Source organism: Pantoea sp., assembly GCF_039594315.1.
Taxonomy (GTDB): domain Bacteria; phylum Pseudomonadota; class Gammaproteobacteria; order Enterobacterales; family Enterobacteriaceae; genus Pantoea.
The window spans coordinates 14,504-33,744 of the sequence record NZ_JBCNNP010000030.1 but is presented as its reverse complement, the minus strand read 5'-3'; the positions used below and the strand labels follow the sequence as shown (position 1 = coordinate 33,744).

Below are 19,241 nucleotides of genomic sequence, written 5' to 3'. Positions count from 1 at the left end.
CTGGTTACAACTACCCGGCTTTGCGCAAGGAGGCGCTATGACGGTTTTGTAGTTGCACCAGACGTTCCATGTAAGCAATGTCTTTCGGTTCCAACGTGAAGGCGTAATCTACCCAATCTTCCGTGATGTCCATCAACTCAGCACGCGACAGTTGCAGCACGCGTTGACGCGCTTTCAGCATGGCGCGTACACCGTTTAACTTCGGACGTAAGGTATCGATAAAGGTACGCGTAGTACGATATCCATCACCTGGCTGGAACACTTTGTCGACCAAACCACGTGTTTCATACCACTCCGCGCTGTGTGATTCGCCTTCAATAATCAGCTCTTCGGCCAGCTTCATGCCAGACCGACGCGCCACCAATGAATAACCGCCCATGCCGGGGAACAAGTTAAAGGCAATTTCGGGGAATCCCATGCGTGCGCTGTTCTGCGCCAGAATGAAGTGATGCGCCAGCGCCGCTTCAAAGCCGCCGCCCAGCGCACTGCCCTCAATCATCGCTAACGTCACCGCGCCAGTATCAAACCCGCGTGCCGCAGAGTGGATGCAATCGACACAGGCACGCGCATAAGCTCGCAACGCCTCACGACGGTTGTTACGAATGCATTCGACAAAGAAACGCAAATCGCCGCCTGCGTTGAACATTTGCGGCACTAACGATCCCGTCACCCAGAAATCAATTTGCAGACCGGAACGCTGCGCTGAATAGCTCAGATTCATGATCTCCTCAATTAATTCGTGGTTGAAACTCGGGCGCGGTTGCGCACGCAGCATCATCCACATGGTGTGGCGACCCTCTTCGTAATAAGCGGCGAGCTGTGTGGTTTGTCCAACTTCGGTGAACAGTCTGCATGTTGGTTGGTTAATTACTGTCATTGTCTCATCCTCTGTTTATGTTTATGTAGTGCGTTGAACGCAACATCAGCGTAATCCAGAGTGAGGCCAGACCAAATGAGAGATTGATTTATAAAGCAAAATCCAGAGATATCCCCGACACAAGGCCGGGGAAGCATTAGCAGGCTTACTTAATAGCGGCGCGTTGACCTACAGCAACATGAGATCGCTTAACAGGTTTTGAATAAATGGTGGTGATATTACTTTTGCCCGTACCAGGCATTTTTTCCGTGCTTGCGCAGATAGTGTAGATCCAACAGCGTTTGCGAGATAGGCGGCAATTCCTGGCGCAGTTGTTCGCTGTGCAGCGCCATGTACGCCACTTCCTCTAATACCACAGCGCTATGAACGGCGGCCTCGGCATCTTTTCCCCAGGCAAATGGACCGTGCGAGTTGACCAATGCCGCAGGGATCGCCATCGGTGAAATACTGCGTTGCGCAAAGGTTTCGATAATCACTTGCCCGGTGTTCCACTCGTAATCCTGCTCGATCTCTTCCCGCTGCATGGCCCGTGTGCACGGAATGGTGCCGTAAAAATCATCCGCGTGCGTGGTGCCTAAAGCCTGGATTTCGCGCCCCGCTTGCGCCCAAATGGTGGCATGGCGTGAATGGGTATGCACGATGCCGCCAATCTCAGGCCAAGCCTGATAGAGCGCGCGATGCGTGGCCGTATCCGATGACGGACGCATCTCACCTTCGATGACTTCACCGCTTTCCAAAGCCACCACCACCATATCGTCACGTTGCATATGCTGGTACTTCACGCCCGATGGCTTAATAACCACCAAACCTTGTTCACGATCGATAGCACTGACATTGCCCCAGGTAAAGGTAACCAGGTTATAACTCGGCAGATCGAGGTTGGCTTCTAATACCTGCTGCTTTAACGCTTCCAGCATGATTTTTCTCCAGCAAACTGTGATAGCTGAATTGTGCGGAGCAGGCGCTAAAAGCGTTATGGAGTGATTGGCTGTAAAGGCTGCGGAAAGTGGCTAAGGCTGAGAATTTGTGTGGTTTGTACGGCTTGAACAGAGAAACAAGATGTGGATTGCAGACTCGCAGTTTAGGACCGTTTTACCCTGACGAGGTGAGCGTAACATCTATACTTATAAGGTTACCTCTGTGTTAACAATCAAGGAGAAGTAAATGACGACAACAATGAAACGTTTAACGGCGGCATTATTGGCTACCACTTTAGTTGTGGCTTTGAGTGGCTGCTCGAATTGGTCGAAACGCGACCGCAATACGGCAATTGGTGCCGGTGCGGGTGCTATCGGTGGTTCAATTCTGACAAACGGTAGCGGGCTGGGAACAGTGGGCGGCGCAGCCGTCGGCGGCATTATCGGCCATCAGGTCAGCAAGTAAAAAAATAATACGGGCTACGCAGCGCATCTACATAACATCGGGCCACATCATGTGGCCCGAATTTTTATCCGCCAGCCAGCTTGACCTTCATGCCTTTGGCTTCCAGCAGCGTTTTAATGAGATCGCGCTTGTCGCCCTGAATCTCAATCACGCCCTCTTTCACTGAACCACCGCAACCGCATTTTTTCTTCAATTCTGCGGCCAGTTTATCCAGTTCATTATCATCAACATCGATACCAGTAATCAGGCAGACGCCTTTGCCTTTGCGGCCGCTGGTCTGGCGCTGAATGCGCACAATGCCATCGCCTTTTGGTCGTGGCGTTTTCTCTTCTTCTGTAATGATGCGACCCGTTTCGGTCGAATACACCAGACGGTTGTCCTTAGCCATTAAGCCTCCTGTAAACTTTGCAGGATTTGATGCAGTGTCGCAGCGGGATCGGCGGATTGCGTTATTGGACGCCCGATCACCATATAATCCACGCCGGCCTGTTTTGCTTGCTGTGGTGTCATGATGCGGCGCTGATCGCCGGCATCGCTGCCTGCCGGGCGGATACCCGGCGTAACCAGAGCGAAGTCCTGACCAATCACTTGCTTGAAGTGCGCCGCTTCTTGTGCCGAGCAAACTACGCCATTCAGACCACAATCGTGAGTGAGGCGTGCCAGACGTTCTGCCTGCTGAGCCGGTGACAGCGTAATGCCTAAACCTTTGAGATCATCTACATCCATACTGGTCAGCACGGTCACCGCAATCAGCAACGGTGCATCTTTACCGAATGGCACTAGCGCTTCGCGCGCTGCGTTCATCATGCGCGCCCCGCCGCTGGCATGAACGTTTACCATCCACACACCCAGATCCGCCGCTGCCGCCACGGCATGCGCAGTGGTGTTAGGGATGTCATGGAATTTGAGGTCGAGGAACACGTCGAAACCGCGATCCTGCAAGGTCTTGACCACGCTTGGACCAAACAGCGTGAACATTTCTTTGCCCACTTTCAGGCGGCACTGGCTGGGATCAATGCGATCAACGAATTGCAGTGCACTGTTGAGATCATGATAGTCGAGTGCCACCAGAATAGGTGAAGTGGTTACAGGCATAACGTTTCCTCTGTGACTGGCACCCGCAGGCGCGATGGACAAACGGCAAGCATTCTACCTGCGCGAGGCAGCAACGACAATCCAACTCCTGCCGTCAATTGCCTGTTTGACTGCTAGCTGCACGATGTCAAAGCTTTGATGAAAGATAAAACCACTAGCATGTTGTAACTAATAAGCATCAAAGCGCGAAAATAAATCGGCCGTTGGTTATTGGCCGTCGAGTCCGCGAATCGGTTTGACTGAAGACCAGGCTCGGCAAGATGGGCAATGCCAGTAAAGTGCATGTGCAGTAAAGCCACATTTTTGGCAGCGATAACGTGGTTTAGTACGAATCTGTTCGCCAACCATGTCACGCAACACCATCAAACTCTCTTTCGCGCGACCATCTTCCGCTTCGTGTAAGTGGAAATCCATCAAACGATGGAACACACGCATGGTGGGATGGCGTTGCAGTTGGCGATTGATGTACAGCTGCGCCGCTTCTGGCCCCTGCTGCTGTTCGAGGATATCGGAAAGATACAGTTCGGCCGCAGCACCGGTATTTTCATCGACGCAGCGCTGTAAGAATTGCGCCCAATTTTCAGGTTGGTTCAACCGTTGATAACAGGTTTCCAGCATCGGCAAGGTTTCACTGACCAGCTCCTTATCCTGCTCAAGCACGCGTTGTAGCCGGTTAGCCGCTTTCACATACTCGCCCTGCTCCATAAAAATGCGGCCCATCATGATCGAAACGCGTGCACTCTGCTGATCGGCAGATTCGCCTTTTTTCAACAAATTCATCGCGCGATCGAGATCGTCGCTGCTTAAGGCCTGTAACGCTAACTCGCAGTAGAAATGGGCAATTTCGCCCTTCTGCTTATCTTTGCCGAGCTTAACCAACTTTTCGGCCACTTCGATGGCTTTTTGCCAATCGCTGGTCGCCTGATGAATCAGCAACAGTTGTTGCAGCGCACTAATGCGGAAATCTGTTTCATCGACCAGCTGACCGAACATGTCTTCTGCGCGATCGTATAAACCTGCGGCCATGTAATCGCGGCCCAACTGCTGCACCGCCAGTAAACGCTGCTCGTAACTGAGCGAGGCGCTTTCCATCAAAGATTGGTGAATGCGAATGGCGCGATCAACCTCGCCGCGCGAACGGAACAGGTTGCCAAGCGTGAGATGTGCTTCAACCGTGCCACTGTCCTCTTTCAACATGTCGAGAAAGAGTTCAACCGCTTTGTCTTGCTGGTTTGATAGCAGGAAGTTAACGCCGGTCACATACTCGCGCGACAGGCGATTCGCTTCTTGTTGTTTGTCCTGATGGGCGCTACGACGGCCCATGTACCAGCCATACGCCGCAGCAACAGGAAGAAGCAGAAACAGCAGTTCAAGCATCGAAAATTAATCCCGACGACTAACAGTAGTTGAAGTCGTTACCGCAGTTGATTGCTCATTTTGCGCCTGTATACGTTTAAGCTTTCGCTGCGCATTGGCAAGCGAAACACGTAAGCGTAACCAGAACAGGCCGCAAATTGCCCATCCCAATAGGAATCCAGCACCAAACAGGCTTGCCAGCAATGTTGAAATCCGGAATTCGCCCTGCGCGAGCAGATAGTTAAAGGTGATCATTTGGTCGTTATGCGCTCCGAGTGTGACGGAGATGATAAAAATGACCAAAACCACGAGAAAAATAAGCAAATATTTCACAATGCGTCCTGTCGAAAGGTTATCCAATAGAAGTATGCCAAAAAAGCGCCGTCGATGCTGCTTATCGCCGCATCAGTTAGCGCATTTTTCTGTATGCGTAATCAATCATATGGGGACAAATAGCCGAATTACAATCCATCATCACGTTGCGCAATCTCTTGATGCTCTTCCGGCGGCAATGTTAATGGACCGCAAAACCGCTGTGCCAGCAAGGTTGCCACGGTCACCAGCAGCCAGGAAATCAAGGTTGCCACCACCAGATCTCGCGGCCAATGCATGCCTAAAACAAGACGACTGCCCATCACTGCCGTCGCCCAGACGAATAATATTGCCACTGTGGCAATATGACGTCGCGGCCAGAGCAATCCCATCGCCAAGAGCGCCCAACTGGCGGCGAACATGGTGTGTCCAGAGGGAAAGGCGAATCCAGTTTCGAAAGCCCAATGTTTTTTTAACCACATCGGCAATTGAGTATCGTTCGCCAGCAAAGTTGAAACCATTTCGCTGCGCTGTTGGCGATGTAATTGATAAAACTCATCACCATTAATGCCATGACTTTTTTCCAGCCAAATGACATAAGGTCGCGGTTCCTGCACATGTTCTTTTATTGAGGTTTTGGTGTACTGACCAGCGAGGATGGCGCCGTTCATTATCAGGATGAGCAAAATGGCAGGTTTAAGCCGGAAGCGTAAACACCACAGCATCAAGGCGCTAAGAATGACACTGGTGAGAATACCCCACGGGCTAGTGACGGTTTCCGTCATCCAAAACAGTACCCGCAGCACAGTTCCACTTTCGCCGGGCTGCCATTGCCAACCCGATATCCAAACACCCAACGGCATTAACAACAATAAAAACGCCCCAAAGGTGGTGCGTTGAATGATTTTTAGCATGCGCTTCCTTTTAGATCCGCCTATTCGCGCGGGTCTTGCATAACTTTAGCTGAAAAAAGAATAACATACCCATTGCGGCTTGGATAATTGTGCTTTATCACTACAATCACTCTGACCGATTAACGGCGCGAGTTCGGGTTGTGGCACAATAGCGTAAGTTTCATCGGGCCACGTGGGCCCGTGCGTTATCATGATGATAGCGCATCCTCTGAAGGTTCTGGAGAGTCACATGCAGCTTAAACGGGTAGCAGAAGCCAAACTGCCCACGCCATGGGGAGATTTCCTGATGGTTGGTTTTGAAGAACTGGCAACCGGCCACGACCATGTCGCGCTGGTTTATGGTGATATTAGCGATCACAATCCGGTGCTGGCGCGCGTCCATTCCGAATGTTTAACCGGCGATGCCCTGTTCAGCTTGCGCTGCGACTGTGGTTTCCAATTGGAAGCCGCGTTAACCGCCATCGCTGAAGAAGGACGCGGCATCCTGATGTACCATCGTCAGGAAGGTCGCAACATTGGATTGCTGAATAAAATCCGCGCGTATGCTTTGCAAGATAAAGGCTACGACACGGTTGAAGCGAACCATCAGCTAGGTTTTGCCGCAGATGAACGTGATTTCACCTTGTGTGCGGATATGTTCAAACTGTTGGGCGTCAATGAAGTGCGCTTGCTGACGAACAATCCACGCAAAGTTGAGATTCTCAGCGAAGCGGGCATCAATATCGTTGAGCGCGTGCCGTTGATTGTCGGGCGTAACCCGAAAAACGCACATTATCTCGATACCAAAGCTGAGAAGATGGGACATTTGTTACCCAAATCGTAAGCATAAAAAAGCCGGGCAACCCCGGCTTTTCCTTTTAATTCAGCATATTGCGTATCACATAATGCAAAATACCGTCGTTCTGATAATACGTCAGTTCGTTTCCGGTATCGATACGGCAACGCGTTTCCAACGTCTCTTTACTGCCATCTGCACGCGTCAGCGTCACAGGAACGGTGCAGCCGGGATTGAGCTGTGACAAATTCGCCACATCGATAGTCTCTTCACCGGTCAGTTGCAGCGTTTTGCGCGTGACGCCAGCCGGGAATTCAAGCGGTAAGATCCCCATACCAATCAGATTTGAACGGTGAATACGCTCGAAGGATTCGGAGATCACTACCCGTACGCCTTGCAGTCTTGGGCCTTTGGCCGCCCAGTCACGACTCGAGCCCGATCCGTACTCTTTGCCGGCAATCACCGCCAGCGGCACGCCATCTTGCTGATACTTCATCGCCGCATCGTAAATAGCCAATTGTTCGTTGCTCGGGAAATGTTTGGTGTAACCGCCCTCCACGCCCGGCACCATTTCATTGCGAATGCGAATGTTTGCGAAGGTGCCGCGCATCATCACTTCATGGTTACCACGACGTGAACCGTAGGAGTTGAAATCGGTACGCTCAACCCCGTGCGACAACAAATAGCGTCCTGCCGGACTTTCAGCTTTAATACTACCCGCGGGAGAAATGTGGTCGGTAGTGACGGAATCGCCCAACATGGCCAGAATGCGCGCGCCTTTGATGTCTTGCACCGGCTTAGGGGCTTTTTCCATGTCATCGAAGAACGGTGACAGGCGAATGTAGGTGGAATCGCCATCCCAATCGTAGGTTGCGGCTTCACTGACTTTAATCTGTTGCCATTCCGGCGTACCATCAAAGACCTCAGCGTATTCCTTATGGAACATGTCGCTGGTGACTTTCTGTACCGCTTCGGCGATCTCTTCCGGCGATGGCCAAATGTCTTTTAAGAACACATCGTTGCCCTGACGATCCTGTCCGATCGGCTCACTCTGCAAGTTGATCTTCATGTTGCCGGATAAAGCATAAGCTACCACCAACGGCGGTGAAGCTAACCAGTTGGTTTTAATTAACGGGTGAATGCGGCCTTCAAAATTACGGTTACCGGAAAGCACAGCGGCTACCGTCAGATCGCCCTCTTTAATCGCGCTCTCGATTTCATCCGGCAATGGGCCTGAGTTACCAATACACGTTGTGCAACCGTAGCCAACCAGGTTGAAACCTAACTCATCCAAATATGGCGTTAATTGCGCCACGGCCAGATAATCGGACACCACTTTGGAGCCGGGAGCCAGTGAGGCTTTCACCCACGGTTTGCGCTGCAAGCCACGCTCAACCGCTTTCTTCGCCAGTAAACCTGCAGCCATCAATACGCTCGGGTTCGAGGTATTGGTACAAGAAGTAATAGCGGAGATCACTACCGCACCATCATCAAGTTGATAGGTGTCGCCGGTTTCGCTGTCGCGATAATTGACAGTTTTATGCGGTTTCTGCGCCTGGTTCACTTCCAACTCGTTGCTGGCATTGAAGGCGGTTGGCACATTTTGCAATGAGACGCGATCTTGCGGACGTTTTGGTCCAGCAAGGCTGGATTCCACATCGCCCATATCCAGCGCGAGTGAACTGGTAAACACCGGTTCGTCACCGGCATTACGCCACATGCCTTGTTGTTTGGCGTAGGCCTCAACCAGTTCAACTTGTTCGGCTTCACGACCGGTCAACGTCATATAGCTCAGCGTGACTTCATCAATCGGGAAGAAGCCGCAAGTCGCGCCGTATTCTGGCGCCATGTTGGCAATGGTCGCGCGGTCGGCGAGCGGCAAATCGGCCAAACCATCGCCATAGAACTCAACAAACTTACCGACCACACCGTGTTTGCGTAGCATCTGCGTTACAGTTAACACTAAATCGGTGGCTGTGATGCCGGGACGCAGTTTACCGGTGAGTTTAAATCCAACCACATCAGGAATAAGCATCGAAACCGGCTGGCCCAACATTGCTGCTTCCGCTTCAATGCCGCCAACGCCCCACCCTAATACACCCAGCGCGTTAATCATGGTGGTGTGCGAATCGGTGCCGACTAACGTATCGGGATAGGCAAATTCATCGCCATTTTGATTTTCGTGCCAGACTGATTTACCCAGATATTCAAGATTAACCTGATGACAAATGCCGGTGCCGGGCGGCACCACGCGGAAGCGGTTAAAGGCTTTTTGCCCCCAACGCAAAAAAACGTAACGTTCGTGGTTGCGTTCCATTTCTAAACGCACGTTTTCATCAAATGCCTGTTCATCGCCAAAGTGATCAACCGTAACTGAGTGGTCAATAACTAAGTCGACGGGTGATAACGGATTCACTTTGGCGACATTGCCGCCCAAACGTTTTACCGCTTCGCGCATTGCGGCCAAATCGACAACCGCCGGCACGCCGGTAAAATCCTGCATTAATACACGCGCTGGGCGATAGGCGATTTCACGATCTGCATGCGCATCTTTCTGCCAAGCCACCAGCGCCTCAATATCCTCGAGCGTGACAGAATCACCATCTTGCCAACGCAATAGGTTCTCAAGCAGGACTTTCATTGATTTCGGCAAGCGATCAATATTGCCCAGTTGCTGGGCTGCTTTCGGCAGGCTGTAGTAATGATATTTTTTTGCCCGAACATCCAGCGTGTCCTGACTCTGCTCGCGTAACGTTAACGACATAGCGCCTCCATGTAAGGTGATCTCTTTTAAACCTCAGTGACTGCAAGGTTTAACTAAAGATAGACCACATTTTCGTTAACGTTTTGATAACAACACGAAATGACACATTAAAATACAATGAAAAATGCCCCGACATTTGTCAGGGCATCAATATAAATAAGGTGAATTTGCGTTATAGCTTTACATCATTGCCCAAAATGCCGCAGCCCAAAAAGCCAGCGAAAAGGTATATACGCTAAACCAAGATAAAGTGGTGGTATTGATGTTCATGATTCACTCCCTCCCGGATGCCGGGCAAAAAAAGTCCACCGTCGTCAGCGTTGTACTGATGACACCGTTTTTTTTAATGCTGAGTGTTAAAGGACGGGCTTTTAACTTGCCCACCGGATAATCCGGTAAAATGAGGGACTTAAAATAGCTATATATAGAAACAGAACGCAGGCTGCGTTATTTCGACTTCGGATCCATGAATGATTCAATAAAGTTGCGTTGATTCTCACTCAGTTCCCACGAAGTAGGAATTGTGACTTGTTGTTCAGTCACCGCAACGTCTTTCGGTTTGCACGCAGGCGTTTGCGACTGACGCGCTGAAACCGGATGTTTACGGCTGAGTGTATTTGCCCACATGGCTTAACCCCACATACGCCAAATCATTAATGCCACCACTACCCAGAACAGTGCTGAAGCAGCGAAGACGGTCAACCAAGCTTTGCGACGGGTGTTGCCAGTACGCTCAACTTTGGTGCTTTTAGTCCGGAAATCCGGCTGTACAGTTATTCTCGTGTTCATAGTTTTTGATAATCACTCTCAATAAAACGATTGATGACAACGATTAAGATTTAGGACGAATCCTAAACTTGTTAAGTCCGAAAATCCAGTTATTTTTATTGAGCACAACGATTAACGGTATTTATCAAAACGCCAAAGATTGATGAGATAAATTTAATTGCCATGATAACTATTAATTAAATAGTTACATTGTAAATTTGGGTTAATCACAAATTAGATCCAATCTAAATTTGAGTTTAATTTTTTAACCCAGTTAAAAAGGCGTTCTCCATCAACTCTTAACTGGAGTATGGGAATATTCCTGGCGAGCTGCAAAGTGACATCGTAAAAATTGTGTACTGATTCGCATTTAAGAACTAACAATGAAAAAACATGTGACCCATGTTTCATTTACATAAAAATAATGAAATTTTTTGAGATACGCGTGGCGCTAAGCGCTATGAGATTCCAAAGGTGCCCACTGGACACCTTGGCAAAATAATGAGTTAGGAAATTATTTGAAGGGTAATTTGATATCGCGGAACATCGCTTCGATGTCTTCATTGGAGCGCAATGCGACCGCCGCATCCACCACATCACGCGTGAGGTGAGGTGCGAAACGTTGAATGAAATCATACATATAGCTGCGCAGGAAGGTGCTGCGTCTAAAGCCAATCTTGGTCGTACTATTCGTAAAGATTTCTGATGCTTCAATCCGCACTAAATCGGGGTCAGCGATCGGGTCCACCGCCATGCTGGCAATCACGCCAACGCCCAATCCTAAACGCACATAAGTCTTAATGACATCAGCATCCGTCGCGGTAAAGACAATACGTGGCGTTAATCCTGCGCGGTTAAATGCGGTATCGAGCTCAGAGCGCCCGGTGAAACCGAATGTGTAGGTCACTAATGGGAAATCAGCCAGCTCTTCAATCGTCACATTCGATTTGCCCGCCAACGGATGGTCTGGCGTAACCACAATCGCACGATTCCAGTGATAGCACGGCAGCATGATCAGATCGTCATAAAGGTGCAGCGCTTCGGTCGCAATCGCGAAATCCGCATTGCCTTTCGAAACTGCCTCAGCGATTTGCGTCGGCGAGCCTTGATGCATATGCAATGAAACGCGAGGATAACGTTCGATAAAGCCTTTAATCACACCTGGCAGCGCGTAGCGCGCTTGTGTGTGCGTGGTGGCGACATACAGCGAACCTTTATCTGGCCAGGTATGTTCACCCGCAACCGATTTGATCGCATCCACTTTCGATAACACTTCACGCGCAATGCGGATGATCTCTTCGCCTGCTGGCGTCACTTGCGTGAGATGTTTACCGCTGCGGGCAAAGATTTGCACGCCCAGCTCGTCTTCCAACATACGCACCTGCTTACTGATGCCAGGCTGCGAGGTATATAAACCTTCCGCAGTGGAAGAGACGTTGAGGTTGTGATTGACCACTTCGACGATGTAACGCAACTGCTGCAATTTCATAGTTATAGCTTCCTGGTAGCGTCAGAGGTGCATTCCCAGCAGGCGTGTTTCCGCCTTGATTGCGGCAAATGAGGGAAAGCGAGTGAGCGAAACGAAAAGAATCTATAACTACTATATCAGTTAAGGGAAGAATGTAGAACGATTAGCTATAAGGAAAGGAGAAAGGCCAGCAGACGCTGGCCTTGGGGAATTACTTCTTCGCTTCCTGCCATTTGCCGTCAATGTAGAACATCGACCAGCCAGTCGCTTTGCCGTCTTTTTCCGAAGACACATATTGCTGTTTGGCCTTACGGCTGAAGCGCACCATGGTTTTATTCCCTTCCGGGTCTTGAGCCGGCGCTTCCGACAGATATTTCAACTTCTCTGGCAGACGATCGGCAAAGCGTTGCAGCTCTTCCACCAGCGGTGCGCGCGTTTCACGCGATTTCGGGAAGGTATTCGCTGCAAGGAACACGCCTGCTGCGCCGTCACGCAACACAAAGTAAGCATCTGATTTTTCGCATGGCAATTCTGGCAGCGGCACCGGATCTTCTTTCGGCGGCGCAACATCGCCATTACGCAAAATTTTACGGGTATTTTTGCACTCGTCGTTGGTACACGCCATGTACTTACCGAAACGTCCCATTTTCAGGTGCATTTCTGAACCACACTTCTCGCATTCAACGATCGGGCCGTCATAACCTTTAATACGGAATTCGCCCTGCTCGATTTCGTAGCCGTCGCACTCTGGATTGTTACCACAAACGTGCAGTTTGCGCTGATTATCGATCAGATAACTATCCATCGCAGTGCCACACTTCTGGCAACGACGACGCGCACGCAACGCGTTGGTTTCGGCATCATCGCCTTCCAATACATTCAGCACTTCGTTTTCCGGAATCAGGTTGATGGTCTGCTTGCAACGCTCTTTTGGCGGCAACGCGTAACCAGAACAACCGAGGAATACGCCGGTGCTGGCGGTACGAATACCCATCGGACGACTACAGGTTGGGCAATCGATCGAGGTTAGCACCATCTGGTTCGGCTGCATGCCGCCCTCTTCCGGATCTTTCTCAGCGTGGTCTAACTGCTGACTGAAATCACTGAAGAAGGAGTCAAGCACCGCTTTCCATTCGGCTTCGTTATTCGCTACCTGATCGAGGCTATTTTCCATGCGCGCAGTGAAGTCATAGTTCATCAGCTCACGGAAATTCGATTCCAGACGATCGGTAACGATTTCACCCATTTTCTCAGCGTAGAAACGGCGGTTTTCAACGCGCACATAACCACGATCCTGAATGGTAGAAATAATCGACGCGTAGGTCGATGGACGACCAATGCCACGTTTTTCCAGTTCACGCACCAATGACGCTTCGCTGAAACGCGCTGGCGGCTTGGTGAAGTGCTGGCTTGGCATCAAATCTTTCAAGTCGAGAACATCACCAACATCTACCGGCGGCAGCGTCAGATCTTCATCATTTTTACGCAGCGCTGGCATTACACGCGTCCAACCATCAAAACGTAGCGTACGGCCTTTAGCTTTCAGTTTGAATTCAGCCGCGCCAACGGTCAGCGTGGTGGAGTCGTATTGCGCGGGTACCATTTGGCAAGCGACAAACTGACGCCAAATTAGCTGATACAGTTTCTGCGCATCCGCTTCCATATCCTTTAATTGCTCAGCCACCACATTCACGTCAGAAGGACGAATTGCTTCGTGCGCTTCCTGTGAATTTTCTTTGCTGGCATACGTGTTTGGTGCGTCTGGCAGATATTTTTTGCCAAAGCTGTTCTCAACATAACCACGCGCCATCGCCACTGCATCCTGGCTCAGGTTGGTGGAGTCGGTACGCATATAAGTGATGTGACCGGCTTCATACAGACGCTGCGCCATCATCATGGTCTTCTTCACGCCGAAGCCAAGACGGGTGCTAGCTGCCTGCTGCAAGGTTGAGGTAATAAACGGTGCGGAAGGCTTGCTGCTGGTCGGTTTGTCTTCACGATCCAACACTTCATAGCGTGCTTTCTGCAGAATGGCGACCGCCGCGTGAGTTTGCTCACCGTTAACCGGGCGGAACGCTTTATCATTCTGGTGCGTGACTTGCATCGCTAAGTCAGCGCCCTTCGGCGTCGCGAAATCGGCATCGATTTCCCAATACTCTTCGGGTACGAAAGCTTTGATTTCGTGTTCGCGCTCAACCACCAAACGCACCGCCACCGACTGAACACGTCCGGCAGACAGACCACGGGCAATTTTCTTCCACAGCAGCGGCGAAACCATGTAGCCGACCACGCGGTCCATGAAGCGACGCGCTTGCTGCGCATTAACACGTTCAATATTCAGCTCGCCCGGCTTTTCAAACGCCTGACGAATCGCATTCTTGGTGATTTCGTTAAACACCACGCGGCTAAAGCGTTTGTCATCGCCGCCGATCACTTCCCGCAGGTGCCAGGCAATGGCTTCCCCTTCGCGGTCAAGGTCGGTTGCGAGATAGATGTGGTCAGCATCGGCAGCGAGGTTTTTCAGCTCAGCGACAACTTTTTCTTTGCCCGGCAAAATTTGATAATCCGCTTCCCAGCCATGCCAGGGATCCACACCCATGCGGCTGACTAATGCGGCTTTCTCATCTTTCTTAACCTTTTTGCCAGTTTTCGGCTTTTCCCCTTCGGCACTTTTACGGGCAGTTGAACCGCTGGTCGGCAAATCACGGATATGACCGACGCTGGATTTCACCACGTAATCATTACCGAGGTATTTATTGATTGTTTTGGCCTTTGCCGGGGACTCAACGATTACGAGTGCTTTACCCATATGTACCTTTACCTAAATGAAACGTCCTGATAAACGGGAGAGAATTGGAGGTCCCAAAACCCAATGGGTTTAATATTGCTGCCGGCATTTCGCATTTCAAGGCAGCAGGGATAATCTCAGGTCAGATTGCGTCGACTTCTGCAACTTTATGATTAGGAGCGAGTTTTCCATCTGACAGTATCACACATCCGGGTGTGATCTCCCTGAAAGCTGAATCGCCCACACTCTACCTGATAAAATCCGTTACGCAACTTAATTAGCATTCTGCCTAATTTTGCGCCAGTTTTATGACGCAATGCTGATTTGCTGAACGCGCTTACTGGCAAGTAATATAGAAGGAGAAAAATGGCTGTCAAAAAAGAGGTGAAAAATGTCATTGCCAAAGGAATCTATTTCACGCCAGGCGTTACTGGAAATAGCCAATCAGATAATCACGCAACACGACGATTATTTTGTCGGATTAGAAGCGAATGATGTGATTCAGCAAGGTGAAGTTTTGGTGTTTCGTGGTCCCTATTTCCTCGATGATCAAGGTTTACCGACCAGCAAAACCACTACCGTGTTTAACGTGTTTAAACACCTCGCGGTTGAACTCTCCGCTCAATATCATCTGGCATAAAAAAGCCCGGCAATTGCCGGGCTCGGTTACAGCAGCGGCTTCTCGCCGCGTTGCCACATTTTCAGAATCAGCCGCTCAGCCGCCACACTGGCGCTGTTAGTAAAGCGATCCATCATTTTACGTTTACGTGCGTAATGGACGCCGAGCACGGTAAAGCGATCCATATGTTTGATAATCAACGCATCGCTGGTGCCGATCTCATCAATCAAGCCTAAATCCAATGCCTGACGGCCATACCAATGCTCGCCGGTTGCCACTTTGCTCAAATCAAGCGACGGGCGCATTTGTTGAACGAAATCTTTGAAAAGCTGATGCGTTTCGTTGAGATCTTCCTGGAACTTCTCACGACCTTCATCAGTGTTTTCGCCAAACAGCGTCAAGGTGCGTTTGTATTGACCCGCCGTATGCAGCTCAACGTCAATATCGTTACGCTTCAGCAAGCGGTTGAAGTTTGGAATCTGCGCGACAACGCCGATCGAACCAATAATAGAAAACGGCGCGGCAACAATGCGATCCGCCACGCAGGCCATCATGTATCCGCCGCTGGCTGCCACTTTATCGACTACCGCGGTCAATTGCAGACCCGCATCACGCAAGCGTTGCAATTGTGACGCAGCCAAACCGTAACCGTGCACCACGCCGCCAGGACTTTCCAATCTCAACAGTACTTCATCACCCGGCACCGCCACCGCCAGCACTGCGGAAATCTCTTCGCGCAATGAAGTCACTTCACTGGCATCCATGCTGCCCTTAAATTCCAGCACATACAGCGTAGGTTTAACCGCTTCACTGACGCCCGCTTTGGCATTGCGCTTATCAATTTTGGCTTTTTGTTTCTCTTCTTTTTTATGCTGTTTGAGCCAGACCTTTTGCGCCTGCGGCTTCATCTTGGCGAGCTGCAAATCTTCCTTCATCTCACGATAATCATCATCAAGATGCGTTAAGCGCAGCTGGCCACCGCTATGACGTTTGCGCATCGCGGCGTTGAGCACAATCAATACAATCGCTGCGATCGCCACCACCACGGTAACGGCTTTCGCGAGAAATAATCCGTAACTGGAGAAAAAATCCATTCTGCCGCCTTATTAAACAGTGAATTACAACTGGCCTAAGTTTACCTGCTTTGTCCGCTGTCGTCGCCTGAAATGCCCGCAAGCGGCACAGAATGCGAGGCCGGATGATTGCACCTGGCGGCGATTTAAGGCATAAAGCCCAAAACCTTCTGACCCACGCAAAGGACATCGCTGTGCATTATCAACCGAAAAGCGATCTGCTGGAAAATCGCATCATTCTCGTCACGGGCGCTTCAGACGGCATTGGCCGTGAAGCCGCATTGACCTATGCGCGCTATGGCGCCCGCGTTATTTTACTTGGTCGCAATGCCACCACATTGCAACAAACCGAGCACGCTATAAATCAATTGAATAAACAACCGGCCTCTTCGCTGCTGTTGGATCTGGCCGAAGCCACACCGGAAAGTTGCCAACAACTGGCGGATCAGGTTGCCGCGTTGGTGCCGCGTCTGGATGGCGTATTACACAACGCCGGCATTCTCGGCGAAATCGTACCGTTGGAAGAGCTCGATCCTAAAATCTGGCGTGATGTGATGCAGATTAACCTCGATGCCACTTTCTATTTAACTCAGGCGTTGCTGCCGTTGCTGCTGAAATCTGACGCGGGTTCGCTGGTATTTACCACCTCCAGCGTTGGCCGCACCGGACGTGCAGGCTGGGGTGCCTATGCGGTATCGAAGTTTGCCACTGAAGGCATGATGCAGGTGTTGGCCGATGAATATAAAAATCGTCATCTGCGCGTGAACTGCATTAATCCTGGCGGCACGCGCACCAAAATGCGCGCCAGCGCCTTCCCGGAAGAAGACGCGAATTTGCTCAAAACGCCCGCTGATTTGATGCCGCTCTACCTTTATTTAATGGGTGATGATAGCCGCCGCAAAACCGGCACCAGCTTTGATGCCCAACCGGGCCGCAAAGCGGGACCGGCGACAGCATGAGCGATCGTCATCAACAACGGCAACAGCGCCTGAAAGAACAGGTCGATGCCCGCATCGCCGCCGCTACCGAAACGCGTGGCATTTTGCTGGTGTTCACCGGCAACGGCAAAGGTAAAACGACTGCCGCTTTTGGCACTGCGCTACGCGCTTGCGGACACGGCAAAAAAGTTGCCGCAGTACAGTTTATTAAAGGTGAATGGCCGAACGGGGAACGCAATTTACTCGAGCAACATGGAGTTGAATTCCAGGTGATGTCCACCGGATTTACCTGGGATACACAAAACCGCGAAACCGATACCGCGGCTTGTCAGCAAGTTTGGCAACAAGCGCGCCGAATGTTGGCAGATAGCAGCATTGACTTAGTGATTCTTGATGAGATCACTTACATGGTCAGCATGGATTATCTTGATTTGGCTGAGTTGGTGCAGGCTTTACAACAACGTCCTGCGCAGCAAACGGTCATCATTACTGGTCGCGGATGTCATCGAACCTTGCTGGATATGGCGGATACCGTCACGGAAATGCGCCCGGTAAAACATGCTTTTGACGCAGGAATTCAGGCACAACAAGGCATTGATTGGTAAATGCTGACGCCGCATGATGCGGCGTCAGTTTTTGCATCAAGAACCGCGTTTGCTGCTGTTGCGACGCGGACTGTTGCTGGTCACGCCATGACGTTTCACGGCACGACGGATTTGATTCGCTTTAGTACGACGGCGATCTTTCTCGACGGCGACTTTCGTTACTGTCTCTTCCGGCATGCTGACCAGGGTGCGCAGGTAGTTGACTGCCGGTAATTCCATCTCCATCCAGCCGCCGCGTGGCAGACCTTTTGGTAGTTGAATATCACCATAACGCACGCGCATTAAACGGCTAACCTGCACGCCCACTGCTTCCCAAAGACGACGCACTTCGCGGTTACGTCCTTCGGTCAAGGTGACGTTGTACCACTGGTTTATGCCTTCGCCACCGGCAAACTTGATGGTTTTGAATGACGCAGGGCCATCTTCCAACTGTACGCCTTTGCTGAGTTGACGGATTTTATCGTCGTCCACTTCACCAAACACGCGAACCGCATATTCGCGTTCAACTTCACGACTTGGGTGCATTAAACGATTTGCCAGCTCGCCATCGGTGGTGAACAACATCAAACCGCAGGTATTAACATCCAAACGGCCAACGGCAATCCAGCGTGAACCACGCAGGCGCGGCAAGCGGTCAAACACCGTTGGACGCCCTTCCGGATCGTTACGGGTGCACAGTTCGCCTTCTGGTTTGTAATACGCCAACACGCGGCACACTTCTGTCGCTGATTCAGCGATCGAAACCAGATGACCATCAATACGGATTTTCAGGGATTTGTCACTTTCGACGCGATCGCCCAGCGTCGCCAGTTTGCCGTCAACGCTGACGCGTCCGGCCGAAATCATAGTTTCGATTTCGCGACGCGAACCGTGACCGGCGCGCGCTAATACTTTCTGTAATTTTTCGCTCATGGAGCCTCATTGTCGCCTTCCCAGGCGTCGTGGTAATGAAGGGGTGCGATACAGGGATTACCAACTCCCATATCAGAATCTGTTACCGTTGTGCATCGCTCATGCCATCACAGACGGCCCGGGATTTTACACTAATGCAAGTTTTGTTAACACCTTTTCCTTTGCTGCCGATAATAGATGGCCTGCTGAAAAGTGACCATTTAGGGCCAGCACCCTAAACATTCATATTACTGATACTTTGCTTATAAAAGCTTGCCGTACTCATCTGCCAAGTGACTGAATTGAAATTGTTTGCCGACATCCCTGTTCACCTGCAAACGCATCCCACTTTAACGCCCTGACACATTAGCGCACCTCACAACTTTGCGGGCAGCAGAGCTGGTTGAACTTAAGGATAATCCCAAACATTAAATCTAAACATAAACGGCAAAACAGCATAAAACTCCAATCAACCGAGTTAAATAAGCCTCATCACGCCAACAAATTTAAATTAATAGCTTATTGGCGCTACAGGTTGGATTAAGTCTGTATTTTTGTATTTTTTGATTAATATTAAATATGATGAATTGTTCTGATGAAAAAACTGTGTAAAAT

The 19,241-nt window shown here is 50.5% G+C and carries 19 protein-coding genes; 5 read left to right on the top strand and 14 right to left on the bottom strand.

The annotated features are described in order from the left end of the window. Nucleotides 1–10: 10 nt before the first annotated feature. Nucleotides 11–877, bottom strand: coding sequence for a crotonase/enoyl-CoA hydratase family protein (locus ABDW13_RS16085; protein WP_343553559.1), 867 nt, complete (start codon nucleotides 875–877; stop codon nucleotides 11–13). A 218-nt stretch (nucleotides 878–1,095) separates the two neighbouring features. Continuing rightward, complete coding sequence (gene araD, locus ABDW13_RS16080; protein WP_343553558.1) at nucleotides 1,096–1,794, bottom strand: L-ribulose-5-phosphate 4-epimerase; 699 nt, start codon at nucleotides 1,792–1,794, stop codon at nucleotides 1,096–1,098. 247 nt (nucleotides 1,795–2,041) lie between these two features. Here araD and osmB point away from each other — a divergent pair, with 247 nt between their 5' ends. After that, nucleotides 2,042–2,260 (top strand): osmotically-inducible lipoprotein OsmB, encoded by a 219-nt coding sequence (gene osmB / locus ABDW13_RS16075; RefSeq protein ID WP_343553557.1) that lies wholly within the window; start codon nucleotides 2,042–2,044, stop codon nucleotides 2,258–2,260. A gap of 64 nt (nucleotides 2,261–2,324) precedes the next feature. Here the strand turns inward: osmB and yciH are convergent, their stop codons facing one another. The 5 genes from yciH to pgpB all read right to left on the bottom strand — a co-directional run bounded on the left by yciH (nucleotide 2,325) and on the right by pgpB (nucleotide 5,937). Then, nucleotides 2,325–2,648 (bottom strand): stress response translation initiation inhibitor YciH, encoded by a 324-nt coding sequence (yciH, locus tag ABDW13_RS16070; protein ID WP_343553556.1) that lies wholly within the window; start codon nucleotides 2,646–2,648, stop codon nucleotides 2,325–2,327. Beyond that, nucleotides 2,648–3,355: an orotidine-5'-phosphate decarboxylase gene (gene pyrF / locus ABDW13_RS16065; protein WP_343553555.1), complete on the bottom strand. Its 708-nt coding sequence runs from the start codon at nucleotides 3,353–3,355 to the stop codon at nucleotides 2,648–2,650. The genes yciH and pyrF overlap by 1 nt, the downstream gene beginning before the upstream one ends. A 207-nt stretch (nucleotides 3,356–3,562) precedes the next feature. Further along, nucleotides 3,563–4,732, bottom strand: coding sequence for a lipopolysaccharide assembly protein LapB (lapB, locus tag ABDW13_RS16060; protein ID WP_343553554.1), 1,170 nt, complete (start codon nucleotides 4,730–4,732; stop codon nucleotides 3,563–3,565). A gap of 6 nt (nucleotides 4,733–4,738) precedes the next feature. Beyond that, complete coding sequence (locus tag ABDW13_RS16055; RefSeq protein ID WP_343553553.1) at nucleotides 4,739–5,044, bottom strand: LapA family protein; 306 nt, start codon at nucleotides 5,042–5,044, stop codon at nucleotides 4,739–4,741. A 128-nt stretch (nucleotides 5,045–5,172) separates the two neighbouring features. Then, complete coding sequence (gene pgpB / locus ABDW13_RS16050; protein WP_343553552.1) at nucleotides 5,173–5,937, bottom strand: phosphatidylglycerophosphatase B; 765 nt, start codon at nucleotides 5,935–5,937, stop codon at nucleotides 5,173–5,175. A 229-nt stretch (nucleotides 5,938–6,166) separates the two neighbouring features. Between pgpB and ribA the strand changes: the two genes are divergently transcribed. Further along, on the top strand, nucleotides 6,167–6,760 hold the full coding sequence (ribA, locus tag ABDW13_RS16045; protein WP_343553551.1) for a GTP cyclohydrolase II: 594 nt from the start codon (nucleotides 6,167–6,169) through the stop codon (nucleotides 6,758–6,760). Between the two features lie 34 nt (nucleotides 6,761–6,794). Here the strand turns inward: ribA and acnA are convergent, their stop codons facing one another. From acnA to topA, 5 genes are all read right to left on the bottom strand, one after another. Then, complete coding sequence (gene acnA / locus ABDW13_RS16040; RefSeq protein ID WP_343553550.1) at nucleotides 6,795–9,476, bottom strand: aconitate hydratase AcnA; 2,682 nt, start codon at nucleotides 9,474–9,476, stop codon at nucleotides 6,795–6,797. A gap of 447 nt (nucleotides 9,477–9,923) precedes the next feature. Next, nucleotides 9,924–10,103, bottom strand: coding sequence for a hypothetical protein (locus ABDW13_RS16035; protein WP_343553549.1), 180 nt, complete (start codon nucleotides 10,101–10,103; stop codon nucleotides 9,924–9,926). A 3-nt stretch (nucleotides 10,104–10,106) separates the two neighbouring features. After that, the gene (locus ABDW13_RS16030) at nucleotides 10,107–10,265 is read right to left on the bottom strand and encodes a YmiA family putative membrane protein (protein WP_343553548.1); all 159 of its coding nucleotides are present in this window, start codon (nucleotides 10,263–10,265) and stop codon (nucleotides 10,107–10,109) included. A gap of 493 nt (nucleotides 10,266–10,758) precedes the next feature. Next, nucleotides 10,759–11,733: an HTH-type transcriptional regulator CysB gene (gene cysB / locus ABDW13_RS16025; RefSeq protein ID WP_007892425.1), complete on the bottom strand. Its 975-nt coding sequence runs from the start codon at nucleotides 11,731–11,733 to the stop codon at nucleotides 10,759–10,761. Between the two features lie 190 nt (nucleotides 11,734–11,923). After that, nucleotides 11,924–14,521, bottom strand: coding sequence for a type I DNA topoisomerase (gene topA / locus ABDW13_RS16020; RefSeq protein WP_343553547.1), 2,598 nt, complete (start codon nucleotides 14,519–14,521; stop codon nucleotides 11,924–11,926). A 370-nt stretch (nucleotides 14,522–14,891) separates the two neighbouring features. On the opposite strand from topA, the gene ABDW13_RS16015 reads away from it, so the two are divergent. After that, a complete protein-coding gene (locus tag ABDW13_RS16015) occupies nucleotides 14,892–15,140 on the top strand; it encodes a DUF2498 family protein (protein ID WP_343553546.1) in 249 nt (82 codons plus the stop codon). Between the two features lie 26 nt (nucleotides 15,141–15,166). Here the strand turns inward: ABDW13_RS16015 and sohB are convergent, their stop codons facing one another. After that, nucleotides 15,167–16,213 (bottom strand): protease SohB, encoded by a 1,047-nt coding sequence (sohB, locus tag ABDW13_RS16010; protein ID WP_343553545.1) that lies wholly within the window; start codon nucleotides 16,211–16,213, stop codon nucleotides 15,167–15,169. 173 nt (nucleotides 16,214–16,386) lie between these two features. Here sohB and ABDW13_RS16005 point away from each other — a divergent pair, with 173 nt between their 5' ends. Beyond that, entirely contained in the window at nucleotides 16,387–17,151 is a 765-nt protein-coding gene (locus ABDW13_RS16005) for a YciK family oxidoreductase (RefSeq protein ID WP_343553544.1), read from the top strand. Continuing rightward, nucleotides 17,148–17,735, top strand: coding sequence for a cob(I)yrinic acid a,c-diamide adenosyltransferase (gene cobO / locus ABDW13_RS16000; protein ID WP_343553543.1), 588 nt, complete (start codon nucleotides 17,148–17,150; stop codon nucleotides 17,733–17,735). The genes ABDW13_RS16005 and cobO overlap by 4 nt, the downstream gene beginning before the upstream one ends. A 36-nt stretch (nucleotides 17,736–17,771) precedes the next feature. On the opposite strand, the gene rluB is transcribed toward cobO, so the two are convergent. Then, a complete protein-coding gene (rluB, locus tag ABDW13_RS15995; protein ID WP_343553542.1) occupies nucleotides 17,772–18,647 on the bottom strand; it encodes a 23S rRNA pseudouridine(2605) synthase RluB in 876 nt (291 codons plus the stop codon). Nucleotides 18,648–19,241 lie beyond the last annotated feature (594 nt).

Bases quoted from the DNA above. Each gene is read 5' to 3' on its own strand.
- ABDW13_RS16085 (WP_343553559.1), bottom strand. From the start codon at position 877: ATGACAGTAATTAACCAACCAACATGCAGACTGTTCACCGAAGTTGGA.
- araD (WP_343553558.1), bottom strand. From the start codon at position 1,794: ATGCTGGAAGCGTTAAAGCAGCAGGTATTAGAAGCCAACCTCGATCTG.
- osmB (WP_343553557.1), top strand. From the start codon at position 2,042: ATGACGACAACAATGAAACGTTTAACGGCGGCATTATTGGCTACCACT.
- yciH (WP_343553556.1), bottom strand. From the start codon at position 2,648: ATGGCTAAGGACAACCGTCTGGTGTATTCGACCGAAACGGGTCGCATC.
- pyrF (WP_343553555.1), bottom strand. From the start codon at position 3,355: ATGCCTGTAACCACTTCACCTATTCTGGTGGCACTCGACTATCATGAT.
- lapB (WP_343553554.1), bottom strand. From the start codon at position 4,732: ATGCTTGAACTGCTGTTTCTGCTTCTTCCTGTTGCTGCGGCGTATGGC.
- pgpB (WP_343553552.1), bottom strand. From the start codon at position 5,937: ATGCTAAAAATCATTCAACGCACCACCTTTGGGGCGTTTTTATTGTTG.
- ribA (WP_343553551.1), top strand. From the start codon at position 6,167: ATGCAGCTTAAACGGGTAGCAGAAGCCAAACTGCCCACGCCATGGGGA.
- acnA (WP_343553550.1), bottom strand. From the start codon at position 9,476: ATGTCGTTAACGTTACGCGAGCAGAGTCAGGACACGCTGGATGTTCGG.
- ABDW13_RS16035 (WP_343553549.1), bottom strand. From the start codon at position 10,103: ATGTGGGCAAATACACTCAGCCGTAAACATCCGGTTTCAGCGCGTCAG.
- ABDW13_RS16030 (WP_343553548.1), bottom strand. From the start codon at position 10,265: ATGAACACGAGAATAACTGTACAGCCGGATTTCCGGACTAAAAGCACC.
- cysB (WP_007892425.1), bottom strand. From the start codon at position 11,733: ATGAAATTGCAGCAGTTGCGTTACATCGTCGAAGTGGTCAATCACAAC.
- topA (WP_343553547.1), bottom strand. From the start codon at position 14,521: ATGGGTAAAGCACTCGTAATCGTTGAGTCCCCGGCAAAGGCCAAAACA.
- ABDW13_RS16015 (WP_343553546.1), top strand. From the start codon at position 14,892: ATGTCATTGCCAAAGGAATCTATTTCACGCCAGGCGTTACTGGAAATA.
- sohB (WP_343553545.1), bottom strand. From the start codon at position 16,213: ATGGATTTTTTCTCCAGTTACGGATTATTTCTCGCGAAAGCCGTTACC.
- cobO (WP_343553543.1), top strand. From the start codon at position 17,148: ATGAGCGATCGTCATCAACAACGGCAACAGCGCCTGAAAGAACAGGTC.
- rluB (WP_343553542.1), bottom strand. From the start codon at position 18,647: ATGAGCGAAAAATTACAGAAAGTATTAGCGCGCGCCGGTCACGGTTCG.